16 protein-coding genes are annotated in these 22,308 nt (G+C 54.4%); 3 read left to right on the forward strand and 13 right to left on the reverse strand.

The annotated features are described in order from the left end of the window. Positions 1-306: 306 nt before the first annotated feature. The 3 genes from hutU to AC6HVW_RS17260 all read left to right on the forward strand — a co-directional run bounded on the left by hutU (position 307) and on the right by AC6HVW_RS17260 (position 5,065). Positions 307-1,998, forward strand: coding sequence for a urocanate hydratase (gene hutU, locus AC6HVW_RS17250; RefSeq protein ID WP_024483429.1), 1,692 nt, complete (start codon positions 307-309; stop codon positions 1,996-1,998). After that, complete coding sequence (hutH, locus tag AC6HVW_RS17255) at positions 1,995-3,530, forward strand: histidine ammonia-lyase (protein ID WP_071682234.1); 1,536 nt, start codon at positions 1,995-1,997, stop codon at positions 3,528-3,530. Before hutU ends, hutH begins: the two co-directional genes overlap by 4 nt. Before the next feature lie 140 nt (positions 3,531-3,670). Next, a complete protein-coding gene (locus AC6HVW_RS17260; protein WP_059199787.1) occupies positions 3,671-5,065 on the forward strand; it encodes an amino acid permease in 1,395 nt (464 codons plus the stop codon). Between the two features lie 51 nt (positions 5,066-5,116). On the opposite strand, the gene AC6HVW_RS17265 is transcribed toward AC6HVW_RS17260, so the two are convergent. The 13 genes from AC6HVW_RS17265 to relA form a co-directional block, all read right to left on the reverse strand. Further along, positions 5,117-6,313: a methionine gamma-lyase gene (locus AC6HVW_RS17265; protein WP_071682233.1), complete on the reverse strand. Its 1,197-nt coding sequence runs from the start codon at positions 6,311-6,313 to the stop codon at positions 5,117-5,119. Positions 6,314-6,345: 32 nt separating this feature from the next. Then, positions 6,346-6,717, reverse strand: a complete 372-nt coding sequence (locus tag AC6HVW_RS17270) for a hypothetical protein (RefSeq protein WP_024483433.1) — start codon at positions 6,715-6,717, stop codon at positions 6,346-6,348. Between the two features lie 11 nt (positions 6,718-6,728). Beyond that, a complete protein-coding gene (locus tag AC6HVW_RS17275) occupies positions 6,729-7,919 on the reverse strand; it encodes an NAD(P)/FAD-dependent oxidoreductase (protein WP_186486133.1) in 1,191 nt (396 codons plus the stop codon). 293 nt (positions 7,920-8,212) lie between these two features. Next, positions 8,213-8,935: a cyclic nucleotide-binding domain-containing protein gene (locus tag AC6HVW_RS17280; protein ID WP_254698885.1), complete on the reverse strand. Its 723-nt coding sequence runs from the start codon at positions 8,933-8,935 to the stop codon at positions 8,213-8,215. 165 nt (positions 8,936-9,100) lie between these two features. Further along, positions 9,101-9,844 (reverse strand): fimbrial biogenesis chaperone, encoded by a 744-nt coding sequence (locus tag AC6HVW_RS17285; protein ID WP_071682230.1) that lies wholly within the window; start codon positions 9,842-9,844, stop codon positions 9,101-9,103. Between the two features lie 8 nt (positions 9,845-9,852). Next, entirely contained in the window at positions 9,853-11,190 is a 1,338-nt protein-coding gene (locus tag AC6HVW_RS17290; RefSeq protein ID WP_071682260.1) for a fimbrial protein, read from the reverse strand. 29 nt (positions 11,191-11,219) lie between these two features. Beyond that, a complete protein-coding gene (locus AC6HVW_RS17295; protein WP_081367042.1) occupies positions 11,220-13,784 on the reverse strand; it encodes a fimbria/pilus outer membrane usher protein in 2,565 nt (854 codons plus the stop codon). 20 nt (positions 13,785-13,804) lie between these two features. Beyond that, a complete protein-coding gene (locus AC6HVW_RS17300; RefSeq protein ID WP_071682229.1) occupies positions 13,805-14,533 on the reverse strand; it encodes a fimbrial biogenesis chaperone in 729 nt (242 codons plus the stop codon). A 138-nt stretch (positions 14,534-14,671) separates the two neighbouring features. After that, positions 14,672-15,205 carry a fimbrial protein gene (locus tag AC6HVW_RS17305; protein WP_071682228.1) on the reverse strand — a complete coding sequence of 178 codons (534 nt, stop codon included), beginning with the start codon at positions 15,203-15,205 and terminating at the stop codon, positions 14,672-14,674. A 628-nt stretch (positions 15,206-15,833) separates the two neighbouring features. Further along, positions 15,834-17,129 carry a phosphopyruvate hydratase gene (gene eno / locus AC6HVW_RS17310; RefSeq protein WP_021179388.1) on the reverse strand — a complete coding sequence of 432 codons (1,296 nt, stop codon included), beginning with the start codon at positions 17,127-17,129 and terminating at the stop codon, positions 15,834-15,836. 80 nt (positions 17,130-17,209) lie between these two features. Further along, positions 17,210-18,847, reverse strand: coding sequence for a glutamine hydrolyzing CTP synthase (gene pyrG, locus AC6HVW_RS17315; RefSeq protein ID WP_021179387.1), 1,638 nt, complete (start codon positions 18,845-18,847; stop codon positions 17,210-17,212). Between the two features lie 365 nt (positions 18,848-19,212). Further along, positions 19,213-20,007: a nucleoside triphosphate pyrophosphohydrolase gene (mazG, locus tag AC6HVW_RS17320; protein WP_059199780.1), complete on the reverse strand. Its 795-nt coding sequence runs from the start codon at positions 20,005-20,007 to the stop codon at positions 19,213-19,215. Between the two features lie 60 nt (positions 20,008-20,067). After that, on the reverse strand, positions 20,068-22,302 hold the full coding sequence (gene relA, locus AC6HVW_RS17325) for a GTP diphosphokinase (protein ID WP_186486132.1): 2,235 nt from the start codon (positions 22,300-22,302) through the stop codon (positions 20,068-20,070). Between the last annotated feature and the right edge of the window lie 6 nt (positions 22,303-22,308).

The following is a 22,308-nucleotide window of genomic DNA, read 5'->3' on the forward strand; positions in this document are numbered from 1 at the left end:
TTAGTTGTAATCCAGATGTAAAATTATTGTGATTTGTCGCTCAAAAATGACACTATTTTAATTCATTTTTGTAGAGCAGCTCACTGTTTTGCCACGTCCGGCTAATGGTTTTAATCCAAAAACAAAACATAACAACATGATTTAAAACACAAATAACCTTTGCTTATGCCATTTTTCTCAAATTGTCGCCGCTGTTGCATATGCTTGTACATACAAGTATATGTTAATAAACCCCGCTCATTGTTATGGCCTGTGAGTTGCCGTCATAAGATGAGATTTGTACCGATACTGTTTGAGGAACTAGCTGTGACTGCAAATAACAAAGTTCGCCATGTTGATATTCGCGCGCCCCGCGGCACACAATTAAACGCCAAAAGCTGGCTGACCGAAGCGCCGCTGCGCATGCTGATGAACAACCTCGATCCTGAAGTGGCTGAAAATCCACACGAACTGGTCGTTTATGGCGGTATCGGCCGCGCAGCCCGTGACTGGGACTGTTACGACAAGATTGTTGCCACCCTCAAAACTCTGGAAGACGACGAAACCTTGCTGGTGCAGTCCGGCAAGCCGGTCGGCGTGTTCAAAACGCACAGTAACGCCCCGCGCGTGCTGATTGCCAACTCCAACCTGGTGCCTCACTGGGCAACCTGGGAACACTTTAACGAACTGGATGCCAAGGGTCTGGCGATGTATGGCCAGATGACCGCCGGCAGCTGGATTTACATCGGTAGCCAGGGCATCGTGCAGGGCACTTACGAAACCTTCGTCGAAGCTGGCCGCCAGCATTACGACGGCAGCCTGAAAGGCCGCTGGGTGCTGACCGCCGGGCTGGGTGGCATGGGTGGCGCACAGCCACTGGCCGCTACCTTGGCCGGAGCCAGCTCGCTGAACATCGAATGCCAGCAGAGCCGCATCGATTTCCGCCTGAAAACCCGCTACGTCGATGAGCAGGCCACCGATCTGGATGACGCACTGGCGCGCCTGAAAAAGTACTGCGCCGAAGGCAAAGCCATCTCGATTGCCCTGTGTGGCAATGCGGCAGAAATCCTGCCGGAGCTGGTCAAGCGTGGCGTGCGCCCGGACATGGTTACCGACCAGACCAGCGCCCACGATCCGCTCAACGGTTACCTGCCAAAAGGCTGGAGCTGGGAAGAGTATCGCCGCCGTGCACAAACCGAACCTGCGGTGGTGGTGAAGGCTGCCAAACAGTCAATGGCCGAACACGTAGAAGCCATGCTGGCGTTCCAGAAAATGGGCGTGCCTACCTTCGACTACGGCAACAACATTCGCCAGATGGCCAAAGAGATGGGCGTTGATAACGCCTTTGACTTCCCAGGCTTTGTACCTGCCTATATTCGCCCGCTGTTCTGCCGCGGCGTCGGCCCGTTCCGTTGGGCGGCGCTGTCTGGCGATCCGCAGGATATCTACAAGACCGACGCCATGGTCAAAGAGCTGATCCCAGACGATGAGCACCTGCACCGTTGGTTGGATATGGCGCGTGAGCGCATCAGCTTCCAGGGGCTGCCAGCCCGTATCTGCTGGGTTGGCCTGGGCCAACGCGCCAAGCTGGGCCTGGCGTTTAACGAGATGGTACGCCGCGGCGAACTCTCTGCTCCAATCGTCATTGGCCGTGACCACCTGGACTCCGGCTCGGTCGCCAGCCCGAACCGTGAAACCGAATCAATGAAGGACGGCTCTGATGCCGTATCCGACTGGCCGCTGCTCAACGCCCTGCTCAACACCGCCAGCGGTGCCACCTGGGTGTCTCTGCATCACGGCGGCGGCGTCGGCATGGGCTTCTCCCAACACTCCGGCATGGTGATCGTCTGCGACGGCACCGATGAAGCCGCCGAGCGTATCGCCCGCGTGCTGCATAACGACCCGGCCACCGGCGTCATGCGCCATGCCGATGCGGGTTACGAGATCGCTATCGACTGCGCCCGCGAGCAAGGTCTGAACCTGCCAATGGTTGCCGCTACTCAGGGAGAAAAAGCATGAACGCTCTGACTATCCGCCCAGGTAAGCTGACGCTTGCCGAACTGCGCCAGGTTTATCAGCACCCGGTCACCCTGACGCTGGACGACAACGCCTATGGCGCGATCCAGCAGAGCGTTTCCTGCGTGGAACGCATTGTGGAAGAGAACCGCACCACTTACGGTATCAATACCGGCTTTGGCCTGCTGGCTTCCACCCGTATCGCCCGCGAAGATTTGGAGAACCTGCAACGTTCCATCGTGCTGTCACATGCGGCCGGTGTAGGTGCGCCTACCGATGACAGCCTGGTGCGCCTGATTATGGTGCTTAAAATCAACAGCCTGTCACGTGGTTTCTCCGGCATCCGTCTGGAAGTGATCCAGGCGCTGATGGCGCTGGTGAATGCCGAAGTGTATCCGCATATCCCGCTGAAAGGCTCCGTTGGCGCTTCAGGCGATCTGGCCCCGCTGGCACACATGAGCCTGGTGCTGTTGGGCGAAGGTAAGGCCCGCTATCAAGGTGAATGGTTACCGGCCACCGAGGCGCTGGCCAAAGCGGGTCTGAAACCGTTAACGCTGGCAGCCAAAGAGGGTCTGGCACTGCTGAACGGCACCCAGGTTTCCGCCGCCTTTGCGCTGCGTGGCCTGTTTGATGCCGAAGATCTGTTTGCTGCCGCCACCGTAACCGGCAGCCTGACCGTGGAAGCCGCACTGGGATCTCGCAGCCCGTTCGATCCACGCATTCATGAAGTACGTGGCCAGCGTGGGCAGATCGACGCCGCCGCCGCTTATCGCCACCTGCTTGGCGCGCGTAGCGCCGTTTCGGACTCACACGCCAACTGCGAAAAAGTGCAGGATCCTTACTCCCTGCGCTGCCAACCGCAAGTGATGGGTGCTTGCCTGACGCAGATCCGCCAGGCAGCAGAAGTGCTGGAGATCGAGGCCAACGCCGTTTCCGATAACCCGTTGGTATTTGCCGAGCAGGGCGATGTACTGTCAGGCGGCAACTTCCACGCCGAACCAGTAGCCATGGCTGCCGATAACTTGGCGCTGGCGTTTGCCGAAATCGGTTCACTCTCCGAGCGCCGTATTTCTCTGATGATGGATAAGCACATGTCGCAGTTGCCACCGTTCCTGGTGGATAACGGCGGGGTGAACTCCGGCTTTATGATTGCCCAGGTCACCGCCGCCGCGCTGACCAGCGAGAACAAGGCACTGGCGCACCCGGCCAGCGTTGACAGCATCCCAACTTCGGCCAACCAGGAAGACCATGTCTCGATGGCACCGGCTGCGGGCCGCCGCCTGTGGGAAATGGCGGATAACGTCCGCGGCATTCTGGCTGTAGAATGGTTAGCGGCCTGCCAGGGGCTGGATCTGCGTAAAGGTCTGCAAACCACCGCAGGGCTGGAACAGGCTCGGCATCTGCTGCGCGAACATGTCGCCTACTACGATAAGGATCGGTTCTTCGCCCCCGATATCGAAGCAGCCAGCCAACTGTTGGCAGCAGGCCATCTGACCGCGCTGATCCCAGCCACTTTGTTACCTAGCCAGGCGTAACGCCTTTAGGCCGTGCCCCGTCAGTCTGGAGCACGGCCTATTACCCTGCACAATTCGTCCTCTATCCCGCCGGGGTTCGTTCCCCCTGTGCGGATAGCGCTGCCTGTCCGACAACAATATGATTAAAACGGAGAAGCAACATGCGTAATGAGAAACCCCAGCTCCGGCGTGGCCTGAACGCGCGACATATCCGCTTTATGGCCCTGGGTTCGGCCATCGGTACCGGTCTGTTCTATGGTTCCGCTGGCGCTATTCAACTGGCTGGCCCGGCCGTACTGCTTGCCTATCTGGTGGGTGGCGCGGCGGTATTTATGGTCATGCGTGCCTTGGGGGAGATGGCGGTGCATCAGCCCGTCTCCGGCTCCTTCGGCCACTACGCCAGCCATTACCTCGGCCCGTTGGCGGGCTTCCTCACCGGATGGACTTATACCTTTGAAATGGTGATCGTGGCCCTGGCCGACGTGACGGCCTTCGGCATCTATATGGGGCTATGGTTCCCGGATGTCGCGCAATGGGTCTGGGTACTGAGCATCATTCTGTTTATCGGCGCGCTTAACCTGTGCAGCGTCAAAGTGTTTGGCGAGATGGAGTTCTGGCTGTCGCTGGTCAAGGTTGCCGCCATCGTGGCGATGATCGTTGGTGGGGCTGCCGTGATGTTGTTCGGCTTCGGTGTCACACAGGAAGCGACCGGTTTCAGCAATCTGTGGCAACACGGCGGCTTTATGCCTAACGGTATTGGTGGCGTTATTGCCTCCCTGGCGGTGGTGATGTTCGCCTTCGGCGGGATTGAAATTATCGGTATCACCGCCAGCGAAGCCAAAGATCCCGCCAAAGTGCTGCCCAAGGCGATCAACGCCGTGCCGGTCCGTATCCTGCTGTTCTACGTGCTGACCCTGCTGGTATTGATGTCTATCTATCCGTGGAACAGCATCGGCCAGAACGGTAGCCCGTTTGTCGAGATTTTCAGCCATATGGGCATCAGCTCGGCGGCTAACGTGTTGAACGTAGTGGTGATCACCGCCGCCATCTCCGCCATCAACAGCGACATCTTCGGCGCTGGCCGCATGATGTACGGCATGGCGCAGGATGGGCAAGCACCTAAGGCCTTCACCAAGCTGACCGGTAACGGCGTACCTTGGATGACGGTATTGGTGATGTCCATTGCCCTACTGCTGGCCGTAGTGCTCAACTATCTGATCCCCAAACAAATCTTTATCATCATTGCCTCCATCGCCACCTTTGCCACCGTGTGGGTATGGCTGATGATCCTGCTGTCGCAGATCGCCATGCGCCGCACGCTCACTAAAGATGAAGTGGCCAAGCTGAGCTTCCCAGTACCTTGGTGGCCAGTCGCTCCTGCATTGGCCACGGCGTTTATGGTGTTTGTGATCGGCCTGCTCGGTTACTTCGAGGAAAGCCGCATCGCGCTGTATGTCGGGCTAGTCTGGGTAGCCTTCCTGACGCTGGCTTATACGTTGTGGGTACGCAAAAAAGGTGGGGAAACCTCTGCCGTAGTCTCAACAGAAAGCCGCTAACAACCAGCCCACCAGCCTCGATTAATGAGGCTGGTGCCCGCTGCGGCAGGTTTACTGGTAACGCGCCAGCACCTGATTGATATCCGCCTTCAAATCCTCAACATCTTCCAGCCCGGCAGAAAGCCGTATCAGCCCATCGCTGATATGGTGCCGCCGGCGTTCTTCGGCGCTGTAGGCTGAGTGCGTCATACTCGCCGGATGCTGCGCCAAGGATTCGCAATCTCCCAGGCTCACCGCCCGCAGGATCAGATTTAATCCGTTGAGGAAGCTGATCCCGGCCTCCATTCCCCCTTTCAGCTCAAAGGCCAACATCCCGCCAGGGCGGCTCATCTGCTGGCTGGCCAAATCATGCTGCGGGAAGCTCTCCAATCCTGGGTAATACACGTGCTCCACCGCCGGATGCTGTTCCAACAGTTCTGCCAACTGCTGAGCGTTGTCGCAATGGCGCTCCATGCGCAATGGCAGGGTTTTCAGGCCGCGGAGCAACAAAGACGCATCCTGCGCCGACAGCACCGCACCGGTCATGTCCTTCAGGCCAATCAGGCGGATCTCCTGCGCCAGTTCGGCCTTGGCGATCACCAGCCCGGCCAGCAGATCGCCATGCCCACCCAGATATTTGGTGGCAGAATGCACCACCATATCGGCCCCTAAAGCCAGCGGCTGTTGCAGGTAAGGCGTGCAGTAGGTGTTGTCCACCAGCAACTGCGCTCGTGGTTGCCCGTGAGTAATTTCGGCGATAGCAGCAATATCGATCAGGCGCATATTCGGGTTGGCCGGTGTTTCGCAATATACCAGTCGGGTGCGTGGCCCGATGGCCTTCGCCAGTTGGTCTGGACGTGTCAGGTCAACGTGGGTGATTTTCACGCCGTAACGCGCCAGGCCATGATGGAAGTAGCTGAAGGTGCAGCCATAAATCGTCTCATCGACGATCAGTTCATCGCCCGGAGCCAGCAGCGTCCAACAACAGGCAGTGATCGCTCCCATGCCGGAGGAGAAAGCCACGGCGGCCTCTCCGCCCTCCAGGTTGGCGATACGCTGCTCCAGTAAATTCAGCGTCGGATTGGCAATGCGTGAGTAAAAATAGCCAGGCTCGGTGCCAGCGAAACAGGCGCCACCATATTCCGCCGAGGGAAAGGTAAAGGTCGAACTCATAAATACCGGTGGGCAAAGGGCACCCAGAAATTGCTGCGGGTCATAACCGTGATGAATGGCGCGTGTGGCGAACGCCTGTTTGGAATTCATTGACATAAAGATGTCCTGTTGGGGGAGAAGAGTTGCCGTCAGCTTTCTGCTGGCAACGTCGAGGTACGCAACCGCTGGCCGATGATTTGCAACGTGCGCAACACCAGCATCAATCCTAATAGCGTGTCCGGCTGGCGCAGCAGCGCATAAACCGAACGGTAATTGGCGGGCGAGGTGTTCAATTGCAGCTCGCTATGCGCCATCTTCAGCGCCATGCCGCCCTCCCAACCCGCAGCGACGACGCCTTCGAACACCCCGGCCAGTTTTTCCACCAGCGCGTTGTCCGCAATATCCGTTATGTCAGACAGCAACGACAGCAGATCGACCACGTTATCCAATCTGCCGGTCGCCAGCAGCGGATCAAGCTTGGCCAACAGGGCATCTAACGGCTGTGCTTGCGATGAGTCCATACTTCCTCCGTTCAAATCAGTCCGCGTACGGTGGCCCAGTACAGGCCACGGTTAAACCCGTTGCGCAGCATGCCGCCCAGCTTAGTGGCAGGTGTGGGGATCACGTCATGGCGATAGTCGTAAACCAACGGCATACCGGCCTGTAGTCCCATTTGGGCGATGGCCTGTACCTTACCGTCATAATGGCTATGAGGCTGGCCCAAACGCAGTTCCGCGACGATATTGTCGGCAATCACCGGGGCCTGGTTATGGCAGGAACCGCCCGCCTTGCTGACCGGCAGATCGACGGTATCGCCAATCACATAAACGCCCTGCTGCCCATAAACCTGCAGCGTCTGGTGATCGGTGGGTAGCCAGCCTTCGCCGTTATCGATATCGCTCAGTCCGGTATTGCGCACCGCTTCCACCGCACGGATCGGCGGGGTAGCCATCAGGATGTCGAAGGGTTGTTCGTCGCCCTCAGAGGAATAGGCAATGCGCCGTTCGCTATCCACTTTGCTTAGGGTAAAACCGCGCTGATGCTTGATATCACGGGCCGCAAAAATGCTGGGCAGAGCCTCGCCAGTAGGGCGTTGCAGGAACAGGCAGTTACGCAGGAGCTGCGAAATGGTCGGGTAGGTGTAAACAATTTCAACGTTGTTACGCACCCCGCGCCGCCGCAGGTAGTCATCCAGCATCAGGGTGGTTTCTATTGGGGCAATACCACATTGGTGCGGTACGTTGGGCGTTTGAGGGAACGACACCGTGATAAAAATGCGCCCTTTCTCGATAGTAGCCAACTTTTGCGCCAACTGGCGAGACGCCTGATATTGGTAAAAGTGATCGCCCGCCTGGGCCAATCCTTCAATCTGTTCAGGCCAGGGTACGCAGCCGGTGGCAAAGACTAAAAAGTCGTAGTGATATTTATTGCCACTGCGGGTATAAATACAACGCTGGGATAAATCGAATTGCTCAGCCTTATCAATAATAAACTGTATCTCTGGACGTAATAGACTTTGCTGCGGCCTGGTCAGTTCTTGTTTGAAAAAAGCATTAAAGGCGACATACATAAACGCGGGCTTGTAATAATGCATCGGAGAGTTGGAAATCATCATGATTTCAACCTGATTATTGATAACCTCACGATGTAACTTGGCGGCCAAAAGATTGGCCAGCATGGTACCTCCCGTACCACCACCTACAATAATTATCCTACTTCGCATTCCAACCTCTCAGTCTGCATGCAACAAAGTACGACAGCCAATGGCATTATTCCATCGGTTCTATTTAAGGTATTTAATCGAGGGGAAAGCAGATATTTCCCTGATAGAATTAAGAGTCTAGTAGCTAACAGCTATAAGACATAATGAAAATGAATATAAAAATAGGATTTTTATTACACCAATAAAATCATGGCGTTATGAACATTGAAAGTAAAATAAATACCATGGTAATTAGTTGAATACTATAAATTGCATATTGCAGCTATATCACTAGGGTGGTTTTTCTGGCAGATCTAGTTATTATGCTGCTGACATGCTCCATCCAGGCTATAACCCACCATCGCCATATACAGGCTAAAGTAGCGTTCTGCCATCTCAATAAACGAGCTATTTAACTCAATCAGCACGTTATTTTTGGTGGTGAGTAGGCCCGATTTTTCCGCCGCCAGCAGGATCCGATTGATATGCGTACGGGACACCGAGCTAAACTTGGCGATCTCCGCCGAGGACAAAAACAGCATGTGGGAATTATGGCGGATACTTTCTATAAATAGCATCAGTAACACCATATGGCCTGCATCTTTAGTAATAAATAATGCGGCCTGTGGAACCAGATCGATCAGATAGATCTCCTGTATCATCAGTTGGCCGTAAACCTTGAAGAACGCAGGTAAAAACCAGCTCTGACCCAACAGGTCGGCAACCGGAATTTCAGGGGCTAACGTTTGATAGGGCAGCGCCATCGAGGAAACCAGCTCATGGGTTTGGCGCAAAGCATTCGGGGTAGGCTTGAACAACAGCGTGCGCCGGTCTTGATCGTCCTTCTTGACCTCCAGCCAGCGCCCAACGCGCAGAAAGAACAGAAACGAATCCAACGCGTTCTCGCTGATAATATCTTTGCCTTTAAAAAAGGCTTTAACATCCTTCAGGGCTGCCCCGTTTTGGTTGTAATAAATGGCCAGCAGAGTCGAGCAGATAATAAAACGGCTGTTACGAAAGATGATTTTGTAGAACATAGGATGATTCCGATAGGTTTCATCTATCATCACAGCATGTTTAATTATCGCCTGATGGAACCGCCCCGAGCGTCTTATCCTGGTGGCCCGTTGTGCCAATTCAAGTTCGATCTGAGGTTTATTGGGTATCATCTTTTTCTCTATTTGACCACAAGGTGAGGCCTGTTATTTCCGTATGGCATATTGTTGATCGACCGCATTACCCTGGTCATCGATAATGGCGGCGTTGACCACTGCTGAGGAGATAGCTCCTGATTGAACAATACCATCAATCCGATACTTTTTACTGCCAAAAGGTGGCGTCATCATATCGCTCTCTTGTTGTACCGGATAATCCTGCTGGCCAATGCGCAACGCAAGACGGGAAAAAGAGAGATAAACCGGCGACGGGTTATCGCACAGCAAGACGTAATGATTATCTTCCTTTTTCAGTGTGAACACCGGCTTGGGCGCATCCTTCTCTGCCGCGACTACCGCCTTGGGCCGATAGAAAATCTTCATCTGGGTGTTCATCGCCATGGTCACGCTAGGCTGAAGCGGGGGGATCACCGGGCGTGTCGGTGGAATTTCGTACAGATTAATCCAGAAGACCGATTCCCTATCCGTCGGCAGTGACTGCTGGTTATAAATCAGCCTCAGCCCTTTCATGGTCTTGGGCTGCATGCTAAATACGGCGGGCAAGCTGACAAAAGGCGCTGTTGATTGCTCGGGGGCCGCATTGACATCCCCATCGTCTACCCAGGTTTGTACCACTATCGGATAGTCGTTGGTATTGAGGAGCATCAAGCTTTTTTCATTATCGCCCTCACGAAAAATGACTCGCGTCGCGGAGGCAATAATGCCGGCCTGAGCCAGCATGGCAGGTAACAAGCCACCGAGCAGCAGTAGCGTACAGACGATTTTCTTCATAATGTTCTCTACTGTACCTTGACCCAAACATACGCCTTGGCATCAACCTTGCCCGCCGTAACGGTCTGGCCCGGCAAGCGTGATAATGTGGCTGTCAATTGCGTGGTGTAATGAGTATACCCCGTCGCGGTACTGCCCCCGCTGCTTGCGCCATCGAGAACTGGATACCAACCCGCATTGTTACCCTGTGGGCACTGGCCAGCACTACAACGAGCCCAGCCGACAAAGTTCATTGGCGTACCGTTGCTACTGTTAGAGAGTGCAATTCCCACGCCGGTCGCTACACTGCTGTCCGTGCCATAACCGTCAGAGAGCAGATAGCTGACGCCACCGCTGGCGTTGACCAGACCAAGCTGTTGCGCCAGAGCAAAGCTGGCATAAGGGACTTGCAGACCCAAGGCAGTACGATTGGTACTAATCCCCGAAACGGCTGCATTATCACATTCGATATTGATGGTGAACTGGGCCTGCGAGGTTCGCCCCGCGGTTAATTGACCGACAGAAAGCGTGGGCAGGATCACCAGCGGCGTGACGTTACGTGCCACACAGGTGGCGGTGTAAGAAAGAGAAGAAATCGGCGACGTCCCCATCCCCATAGCGTTCCAACGCCCGGTTCCCCAGGTCGAATAGTTGGTGGCTGAATCGCTACCAATAGGATCAGACGCAATGCCCGGCCCTTGGAAGGTCACGTAGCCATTAGGCTGGATGCAGGTATAGTTCGAATTACCCGTGGTGGAAGCCATGCCAGTCAATGGATTAGAGGCACTATAACCACAGTAGTTACTGGCTCCACGGCCAGGGAGCGAACTGATGCGGATCAGATCTGCCCGGATGGGGCTGAAATCCTTGACCCGGACCTGGATCTTGTTACCCACGGTGGCATAACGGGTGATCGGCGTTGCCTGCCAGTAACGGGTAAATACCTTGCCCGAATCCAGATGAGTGAGACGAATACCGACATAGGGGAAGTAGGTGGCAAAATAGTTGGGATTGCCGTCCGCCGCCCCTAAATCATAATACCCCCCCACACGGTCGTCACCGTTGGTGGCAAAAACTTCAAAAATCTGCCCGACGTCGCTAGCATCGCACTCATACAAAACTTTGTTCGGATCTGGGTAACGGACGCCGGAGGTGAAATCAAACACGCTACTGCCCAGCGGCGTGCCTACGGGCTGCAGGTATGTGCTGGTCAGGTTGATACGCCCCAGGCCGATCCCGACGCCACAGGCGTCGCAACCGGAGTCAATGGCTGGCGAAACGCGGGTGCATCTGGCCGCCGCTGGTAGGCAGACCCCTGCAAATAGGCCTCCCAACAGCGCCAACCGCAGCAGTGAAAATAACTTCATGGAATAACCTCCGGTGAATAATCGGTAAATCAGCGGCATGCCGCCTTCAGCAGCAGGAGCGGCTCATCGGTTGGTGGAGGTAATTTATAGGGCAGACTGCATCGCTCAGTCGCCCCTTCTCCCCAGCGTAAGGTCAATTTCCCTTGCGGTTTATCACTGCGCAGATAGACCTGATTAGCCTGGCCGACCATGCCGACATCGTTATTGTTCTCATCAAAGACCGAGGTACCCATCGGGATTATACCGCCATCCGGCCGCTGAACTTTGATCAGCACGGCCTGGCCCCGTATCGTCTTGAAGTGCACTCGCACCGTGGCTCCTGCGAAAGGTGCCACGCGCTGTTGCCCATCTTCCAATTCTGCTTTGCTGCTCATCCCCTGTGGATTCAGAGCCACGGTATTGAAATGATAGGGCACCAACGAAGGAACCAGCGCATAGCCAAAACGATCGACACGAGCGCCCTGCCCATCCATCACTTGCGCACCACGCGCACCAGGGGCATCGATCAGGGCAAAGGTATCCCCAACATAAGGCCCGAGCGTGACTCCACCGCGATGGGCAACCACTGCCCCCTGTAGTGCTGCCGATCCCTGCCAATATTGGCTGGATGCTGAAACCGAGCCGGTGGCACTGGCATAAGGCAGACGAGTTTGCAGATTCCCCCCCCAGATGCTGTTATGGTTATTATCGTCGGTAGTAAAATTAAGCCCATAACCGACCTGCTGCGTCTCCCCCATGTTGCCCGAGATCGCCGCCTGATAACTCCCCCCCTGCCCTTGGCTATGATTAGAGAACAACGATGCCGTTGGCGCAGAAGAAGAGCGGCCAAGAGGAAAGGAAACCGAGAGCGAACTAACGGTTTGCGAGGTGTTGGTACTCGCGAAACCATTACTATTTACATAAGGCTGATTTCCGTCGTAATAGGCGCTATTGTTGCCGTTCAGGCTACGGGTACGCGTCACCGAAAGGTTCAACGCGACGCCGTTGCCAAATACCTTGCCCCACCCAAACTGTAGCTGATTATCCCGGCCACGCCCATCGCGATAATCCTGCGTAGAGCCTGACAGCGTCAGGTTACCCAATGAGCCGATCCCCTGATTGACGGCCACTTCAAAGCGCGACTGCTGGCGATAGGAATCGGATTGCCAGCTTTGCCCACTGCTGTCGGCCTGACGTACGCCAAGCACATCGCTCAAATCACGAAACCCTTCGGTGGAGTAACGATACCCGGCAATGGAAAGCGTGGTATCCGTTGGGGTAAAGCTTTTGCTATAGGACAGGTGCAGCATCCAGCCCGAGGTGGTGCCTTCCGGCAGGCTGGCATGGGAAAAAGTGCTATCCAGGCCAAAAGCCCCCAGCGAGTTACTGTAGACCCCGCCCAGCATCAAGGCCTGATAACCATCAGCTAACTGGTTGCCAGCGTTAAACGTCACCGAGTTACTCAAACCATACTGCCAGGTCAGCTCACTGAAAAGATCGTTGTCGCCGATAAAGCGCGATCGGCCAAGAGTCGCCGAATACCGTGAGGAGCCGGGGCGCATGGATTGGGGAACGGCAGAGAATGGCACGGTAAAGGTGCTGACGCTACCATCTGCCTCGGTCACCACCACCGTCAGGTCACCGGAGAAGTTGGTGGCAAACAGATCGTCAATCGCAAATGGGCCGGGAGCCACCGTGGTTTCATACAGTTGGCTTTTGCCCTGAAATACGGTCACTCTGGCGTTACTGTTGGCAATACCGCGTACCACGGGAGCATAACCTCGCAGCGAGTCGGGCAGCATACGATCGTCCGACGTCATCCGGACACCGCGAAACCCCAGCCCGGCGAAGAAATGGCCGTCGGTAAAGCCTTCCCCCAGCAACACCTCACTGCGTAACGGCAGAACCGCCCGCTGGACATAGCGGCGGCTGGTATCCCAATGGCTGCCAAATTCATTATCAAAACGGAAGCTGGATTGCTGGCGGTAACGCCATAGCCCCAGGTTAAAACCCCCGTTCATGTTGGCGAAGGTGGAATTGAGGTCCTTGGTCTGCCCCTGACGGTAATTGACGTGATATTGGTTAACGTTGTAGTTGAAAAACGCCATTGTTTCACCGCTGCTCAGGCTGTCAGGGCTAACGCTGCCACGGGGTTTATGGTTCAACAAACTCTGTGGGATACTGAGATCTAATCTTAGTTGTGACATATCGGCCTGAACCTGAATATCTTTAAGATCGCGTCCAGGTTGCAGGCAGCCTTCCGCAGGTGCCACCGGCACTTCCTTTAGGCCAAGGCGCTCCAGTTGTTGCTGCTCAAAACATGGCAATACGTGCCGATCGTCGCCCAGGACAAAGCGGATTTTGCTGCGTTCAACAAATACACCGTTGGTAAACAGCTCAACCTCATAAGTGCCCGGCGTCACCAGATCCTGTTGGTTGAACTGTTCGAGTTGCGTGGTGCTGAAAACGCTGCCGCGCAGTAAATCGGCGTCGAAGGCGTAGTCGTCCGTCGCGCCTTGTGCCAAGGAGCTCCCGCCCAGAGAGAGCAAAAAGAGGCCATAGCGGCAGCACGTTGATAGCAGAGACGGCAATGTGGGATAGTTTTTGAGCGACATCAGGACCTCCCTGTCCTTTTTTAGTGCGGCGTCTCTAGCGTTACGGGAACCTCTACCCCGTAGTCATTCATGACGCCGAGCACCACTTTCAGTTTCCCTTTGGGGAACGCCGAACCGAGCGGCCAACTCACCTGCGAAAAAGGCGCGACCATATCGGCCGGTTCAATATGCAGGTTTTTATTGCCGCTTTTGGCATAGCTGATGCTGACGTAATAAGGCGTGGGATTACTGACCTGTAATGCATTACCATTACGCTGGATTTGCAACTGTTTACCCGCCTGATTCCCCTCTCCCGGCAGCCCTTCTGGCCGATAGAACACCTTCAACCGGTTGCTGACCAACAGTACCAGCTTGTTTTTATCCGTTTCGCTTTGCTTGACGGCTGGCACCTGAAGGAAGTTAAGGTGAAACAGGGATTCGCGGTCGGTCGGTAAGCCTTTCCCGGTGTACATTAGCCTTACCATTTGCCCGCTATGGGCATTCATCCGGAAAATCTGTGGCGATGCGATAAAGGGGGCATCCGCCGTTTCCGGCGTCGATTTGTCATTATCGATATCAAGCCAGACCTGGATCAGCGCCGGGGCAGCATCATCATTGGTAAACTGCAGTGTCTTTTCGCGTGCCTGGGCCGGGTAGATCACTCGGTTGCCCAGCATGGTGACGCTGGCAGCAGCGCTATCGACAATCAGCAACGTCAGACTGAACAGCAATGCCGCCCAACAAGAAAAGGTACGTGTGGTATACGCCATAAGAGAGACCAGTCAACAAGACTAATAACTCAGCACCCCTTAGCGTTTCGGGCGGTGCTGACGTTATTATGGGTAACAGGTTATTTCCCGCCATCGGGCTTAAGCCCGCTGGCGGAAACAACCTAGAGCGGCAGAGTATTATTTATACGTAATCGCATATTGTGCCGTGGCGATCACTGAACCTGCAGTCACCCCGGCTTCTTCGGCATAATAACGGGCAACCAGTTCTTGCGAGGTTGATGTCGCGCCGGTTGCCAGCGTCATTGCGCTGGTGGTGGCCGTTGAACCCGTAGCAAAGCTCAATGGCGTGGTGGCATCGCTATCCAACAGTTGAATGGAAACCTTGGTCGCATCACCGGTGTTACCCAGGTTGCCATTGGTAGTCGTGTTATTACCCACAAATACCGTTTTAATGGAAGTGTCGCTGGCCGCGGTTGTACAACCGGTTACGTTAACGGTAAAGGTTGTGTCACCAGCGGTGGCACCTTTGGTCGCGAGCGAGCTGGCCGCCACCGTCTGCAGTAACACCACCGGATTGGCTTCATTGCCGTTAATATTCACCGAGCAGGTTTGAGTACTCACTTCACCCTTGAATTGCACGGTGTTGGCTGAATCTGCCATGGAGGTACTAGAGAATGCAATTAAAGCGAGAGCCGTCATTTTGATTTTCATAAGAAATCCTTTTAATTTACTTTTTCCAATAAAGCAGTCCTGGCAGTAATTAATTACTGGCTTAAACTCACTAAGAATATACATGCCACACTATATTTCCAAAACGCCCTGTGGACATGTGAGATTATTCTAGCAAACCAAGATTTTTCTTAACAACCGTTTTTTCGTAGCAAGGTCACATAATAGACTTTATTTACACTTTGTAACAATCATTAATTTTGCTTTTCAGATAAATTAAAACATTAAATATCAACAAGTTAAAAACAAACCACAATTACAATGTCACAATGTAAAACATTTTGAAACATATTGGCCTTTTTAGGGGTATTCCCTAAGGTTAGGAACATTCCTGTCATTTTAATATTTTAATGTCTTTGTTTAGGTATTTATTGATTACTCAGTGACCGATCTGATATCAAAACTTGCTTCATCGGGCAGGAAAATATCACCAAAAAACAGGAAATCTATCGCTGAAATACCCCACCTTACCCCAAGAAGAATCTTAAAGAAATTATTACACCATGTCGAAGATTGGTGATTTCATTTAACATAGGCATAAAAAAACGGAGAGTACCTTTATGGCACTCTCCGTTTGCTTACTGATTCGGTAACGAATCAAACCGTTATATTACTGACCTTTAACTTCTTTCAGGCCATTGAACGGTGCGCGGTTGCCCAGCGCTTCTTCGATACGGATCAGTTGGTTGTATTTAGCAACGCGGTCAGAACGGCTCATAGAACCGGTTTTGATCTGGCCAGCCGCAGTACCTACCGCCAAGTCAGCGATGGTAGCATCTTCGGTTTCACCTGAACGGTGAGAGATCACCGCGGTGTAGCCAGCGTCTTTCGCCATCTTGATTGCAGCCAGAGTTTCGGTCAGAGAACCGATCTGGTTGAATTTGATCAGGATAGAGTTAGCGATGCCTTTCTCGATGCCTTCTTTCAGGATCTTGGTGTTGGTCACGAACAGGTCGTCGCCCACCAGCTGGATTTTGTCGCCCAGCACTTTGGTCTGGTATGCGAAACCATCCCAGTCAGATTCGTCCAGACCGTCTTCGATAGACACGATTGGGTATTGCTTGGTCAGGTCTTCCAGGAAGTGAGTGAACTCTTCAGAAGTGAAGGCCTTGTTGCCTTCGCCGGCCAGCACGTATTTGCCGTCTTTGTAGAATTCAGACGCTGCACAGTCCATTGCCAGAGTAATGTCTTTACCCAGTTCATAACCTGCCGCTTTTACCGCTTCAGCGATAACAGCCAGCGCTTCGGCGTTAGAACCCAGGTTTGGCGCATAGCCACCTTCGTCGCCTACGGCGGTGTTCATGCCTTTGCTCTTGAGCACTTTAGCCAGGTGATGGAACACTTCAGAACCCATACGTACGGCTTCTTTCAGCGTTTTAGCGCCAACAGGCTGGATCATGAACTCTTGAATATCAACGTTGTTGTCTGCGTGCTCACCACCGTTGATGATGTTCATCATAGGCAACGGCATAGAGAATTTGCCTGGGGTGCCGTTCAGTTCAGCGATGTGCTCATACAGCGGCATACCTTTAGAGGCAGCAGCGGCCTTGGCAGCAGCCAGAGAAACAGCCAGGATGGCGTTAGCACCAAACTGGGATTTGTTCTCGGTACCGTCCAGATCGATCATGATCTTGTCGATGTTAGCCTGGTCTTTGGCATCTTTACCCACAACCGCCTGAGCGATTGGGCCATTTACTGCGGCAACGGCTTTCAGTACGCCTTTACCCAGGAAACGAGACTTGTCACCGTCACGCAGTTCCAGTGCTTCACGGGAACCGGTAGAAGCACCTGACGGCGCTGCAGCCAGACCGACGAAACCGCCTTCCAGATGAACTTCGGCTTCAACAGTTGGGTTGCCGCGTGAGTCGATGATTTCACGACCGATGACTTTAATGATTTTGGACATTAGGTTTTCCTCAGACAAGTTAAACTAAAACTCCAGACAAACAACGCGCGGTTTTGGCCGCGCGTTGCTTACTAAAACTCTTATTTCACCTGACGCTTCTGGTGTTCACCGGCCGCCTTGACGAAGCCAGCGAACAACGGATGTCCATCACGCGGCGTCGACGTAAATTCCGGATGGAACTGACAGGCCACAAACCACGGATGATCAGGCAATTCAATAATCTCAACCAGCTTGTTGTCCGCAGAACGACCCGCCACACGCAGACCCGCGGCTTCGATCGGCTTCAACAGCATGTTGTTGACTTCGTAACGGTGACGGTGACGTTCCACGATGGTTGGCTCGCCGTACATCTTGCGCACCAGGCTATTGTCGGTCAGGTGGCATTGCTGGCCACCGACACGCATCGTGCCGCCCAGATCGCTTTCTTCGGTACGGACTTCGACGTTGCCGTCTTCGTCACGCCACTCGGTGATCAATGCGACAACCGGGTACTTACAGTCTGGCACAAATTCGGTGGAGTTGGCATTTTCCATCCCAACCACGTTGCGCGCAAACTCCATCAACGCTACCTGCATACCCAGGCAAATACCCAGATAAGGAATTTTGTTTTCACGCGCGTAGCGTGCGGTCATCACCTTGCCTTCCACGCCACGATAGCCAAAGCCGCCAGGGATCAGGATGGCATCCAGATCTTTCAGCACTTCAACGCCGCGGGTTTCAACATCCTGCGAATCGATCAGCTTGATGTTGACGGTCAGACGGTTTTTCAAGCCACCGTGCTTGAGCGCTTCGATCACCGACTTGTAAGCATCTGGCAGTTCGACATATTTGCCGACCATGCCGATGGTCACTTCGCCGCCCGGATTGGCTTCTTCGTAGATCACCTGCTCCCACTCGCCCAGATTGGCTTCCGGCGGTGTCAGGCTGAATCGTTTACAAATATAATCATCCAAGCCCTGAGATTTCAAGAGGCCTGGGATTTTATAAATGGAATCAACGTCTTTCAGGGAGATAACCGCTTTTTCCGGTACGTTACAGAAAAGAGCGATTTTAGCGCGTTCATTAGCAGGAACTGCGCGATCGGAACGGCAGATCAGCACATCTGGCTGAATACCGATGGAAAGCAGCTCTTTTACCGAATGCTGGGTAGGTTTGGTTTTCACTTCACCCGCGGCTGCCAGGTATGGCACCAGCGTCAAATGCATGTACAGAGTGTGCTCACGGCCCACTTCGACGGCCATCTGACGAATGGCTTCCAGGAACGGCAGGGATTCGATATCGCCGACGGTGCCGCCGATTTCGACCAGCACCACATCGTGGCCTTCGCCGCCTTCGATGATGCGTTCTTTAATGGCATTGGTGATATGTGGGATCACCTGTACGGTGGCACCCAAATAGTCGCCACGGCGCTCTTTGCGCAGCACATCAGAGTAGATACGCCCGGTGGTGAAGTTGTTACGACGCGTCATTTTGGTACGGATGAAGCGCTCGTAGTGACCCAGATCCAGATCGGTTTCTGCCCCGTCTTCGGTGACGAAAACTTCCCCATGCTGAATCGGGCTCATGGTGCCCGGATCCACGTTGATGTACGGGTCCAGTTTCATGATGGTAACGTTGAGGCCACGGGCTTCAAGAATAGCCGCCAAGGAGGCTGCGGCAATGCCTTTACCCAGAGAGGATACGACCCCGCCGGTTACAAAAATATAGTTAGTTGTCATGCTGAACCTGAGAGTTTAGGTTTAAAGACGATGGAAGAACCAAGACGGGAAAGTAGTATACCCGAACCTCTCTTGACCTACAAACGATCGTTTTACCTGCCATCATCTCAACCACCCTCGTGAGTTCATCCCGGTTTAATCGTTCGGCCCCCGTTTTAGAGCCTTTTAGAAACAATGGGTTAGCATAAAAACCGCGTACAAACCGAGTTTGGATGCAATAAAACACCTTAGATTTCAGTTTGTTGAGCTTTTCTGCCGGTTAAACCAGATTCAGCAATCCACAACTCCGAGCTTAACCGTTTCAGCTTGAGTAAATATTGTCGCCGATCAAACAAGCGACACAGTTAGGACAACGGTATTGGCAATTAGTTTTCCAGGCGTTTTACCTGCTGCCAGGCCTCTTCCATCTGCTCCAACGTGGCTTCCTGCATTGTCAGACCGCGGCTTTGCACGATTTCTTCAACCTGGCGGAAGCGGCGTTCAAATTTGCGGTTGGCCACCTGCAACGCCTTTTCCGCCTTATGACCCAGATGGCGGGAAAGATTGACCGTGGCAAACAGCAGATCGCCAATTTCCTCTTCCAGCTTCTGCTCGTCTACCACCGCTTGCTGGGCTTCGTGCATCACTTCATCCAGCTCTTCATACACTTTGCCTACGACCGGCCCCAAGGTGTTCCAGTCGAAGCCGACCGCGGCACAGCGCTTCTGGATTTTATGAGCTTTCATCAGCGCCGGTAAGGCATTGGGAATATCATCTAGCGCAGAGTGCAGCGCTTTCTCTGCCCGTTCACCGGCCTTCAACTGCTCCCAGCGGGCGGAAACCGCCGCGCTGTCTGCTGCCTCAGCCTCACCAAAGATATGCGGGTGACGGCGTTCCAGCTTGTCGCTGATGGCGTTGCACACCTGGTCGAAGTCAAACAGCCCCTGCTCCTGCCCCATCTGGGCATAAAACACCACCTGGAACAGCAGATCGCCCAGTTCATCACGCAGCTCGGCATAGTCCTGGCGCTCAATGGCATCCAGCACTTCGTAGGTTTCTTCCAAGGTGTAAGGCGCGATGGTAGCGAAGGTCTGCTTACGATCCCACGGGCAACCCACCTGCGGATCGCGCAGGGTTTTCATAATGGTCAGCAGGCGTTGCAGTGGTGTTGGTTGGGTCATGTTGAACTCTCTGAATAATTAAGGGCCCAGCATGCTGAGCCCTTAAGCAAAAAACAAAAATCAAGCGCCGTGCAGGCGTTTGGCGTCGATAACGTCTGGCAGTTGATTGAGCTTGGCCAGCACACGCCCCAGCACCACCTGGTTATAGATTTCGATGTCCATATCGATGGTGGCCAGCTGCTTTTTGGTGTCGCTGCGGCTGGCGACGCCCAATACGTTGACCTTCTCGTTGGCCAGGATGGTGGTGATATCACGCAGCAAACCGCTGCGATCGTTGGCCACGACGCGTACCACCAGCGAATAACCGCTGGAGTAGCTTTCCCCCCAGACCGCATCCACGATACGTTCCGGCGCGTGAGACTGTAGCTCCGCCAGTTGATCGCAATCCGCACGGTGGATCGAGATCCCGCGCCCCTGGGTGATAAAGCCGACAATGTCATCCCCCGGGATCGGCTGGCAGCAGCGGGCAATGTGGTGCATCAGATTACCGACGCCTTCGACCACCACGCGGCCATTATCTTTGCTACGGGCCGAGGTTGCCGGGGCTTTCTGCTGGGTCAGTTGGCGTAACGCTTCGCGATCCTGCTCCTCGGCACTAGGCTTGTTGAGCTTGCCCTGCAGGAAGTTCACCATCTGGTTGAGACGGATATCACCCCCGCCAATGCTCGCCAACACTTCATCCAACGAGTTGACGTTATAACGTGGGATCAGCAACTTTTCGGCTTCCCGCAGGCTGATACCGAGGTGTTCCAGCTCGTTGTCCAACATCTGCCGCCCGGCCAGGATGTTTTTATCGCGATCCTGCTTGCGGAACCAGTTGTGGATCTTGGAGCGTCCACGGCTGGTGGTGACATAGCCCAGGTTAGGGTTCAGCCAGTCACGGCTAGGGTTCGGCTGCTTCTGGGTGATGATTTCAATCTGATCGCCCATCTGCAACTGGTAGGTAAACGGCACGATACGGCCGCCGATCTTGGCACCGATACAGCGGTGACCGACGTCGCTGTGGATATGGTAGGCAAAGTCCAGCGGCGTGGAGCCGGCTGGCAGATCCACCACGTCGCCCTTCGGCGTAAACACGTAGACGCGATCGTCGAACACCTGGCTGCGCACTTCGTCGAGCATTTCGCCCGAGTCCGCCATCTCTTCCTGCCAGGCGATCAGCTTGCGCAGCCAGGCAATACGTTCTTCGTAGCCGGAACGCGCCGTAACCACCGCGCCTTCTTTGTATTTCCAGTGTGCAGCGACGCCCAGTTCGGCATCTTCGTGCATCTGGCGGGTGCGGATCTGGATCTCCAGCGTTTTGCCACGCGGCCCGAGCACCACGGTATGGATCGACTGATAGCCGTTCGGTTTCGGGTTGGCGACGTAGTCGTCAAACTCATCCGGCAGATGGCGGAAATGGGTATGGACGATGCCCAATGCCGCATAGCAATCCTGCAGGCGCTCCACTACCACCCGCACAGCACGCACGTCGAACAGCTCGTCGAACGCCAGCGATTTCTTCTGCATCTTGCGCCAGATGCTGTAAATGTGTTTCGGGCGGCCATAAATGTCCGCCTTGATGCCTTCGATCTCCATCGCGCTATGCAATGAAGCCACGAAGTCATCAATAAACTGCTCGCGATCGATACGGCGTTCATGCAGCAGCTTGGCAATGCGTTTGTATTCATCGGGATGCAGATAGCGGAAGCAGAAATCTTCCAGTTCCCATTTCAACTGGCCGATGCCGAGGCGGTTAGCCAGCGGGGCGTAGATATTGGAACACTCTTTGGCCGCCAGCACGCGTTCGTCTTCCGGCGCATCCTTCACTTCACGCAGGTGGGCAATGCGCTCTGCCAGCTTGATCACTACGCAGCGGAAATCTTCCACCATCGCCAGCAGCATGCGGCGCACGTTATCGACCTGCTCGGAGCCCATCGAGTCGTTGTGGGTGGCTTTCAGTTGGCGGATGGCGTCCATATCGCGTACGCCGTGCACCAGGGAGGTAATGCCGGAACCGAACTCTTCGGTCAGGGTGGCTTCAGGAACGATCGCCGCGTCTACCAACGGGAACAGCAGCGCCGCGCGCATACTGTCGTTATCCATGCTGAGGGTCGAGAGGATCTCTACCATCTCCAGGCCACGCCATAGCATCAACGGCGCATCGGGATGGTCTTTCGTCTGCTGTTCACAGTAACGCCAGGTTGCGGCTAATCGCTCACCTGACTGCGGGTTGGGCAACCCCAGGCTGGCTATCCAGTCATCAAGCGCGAATTCACCCGCCGTATTCAGATGTGCAGTTCTTACCGCGACCATAACTTC

It is taken from the genome of Serratia sp. NCCP-200 (assembly GCF_059697885.1).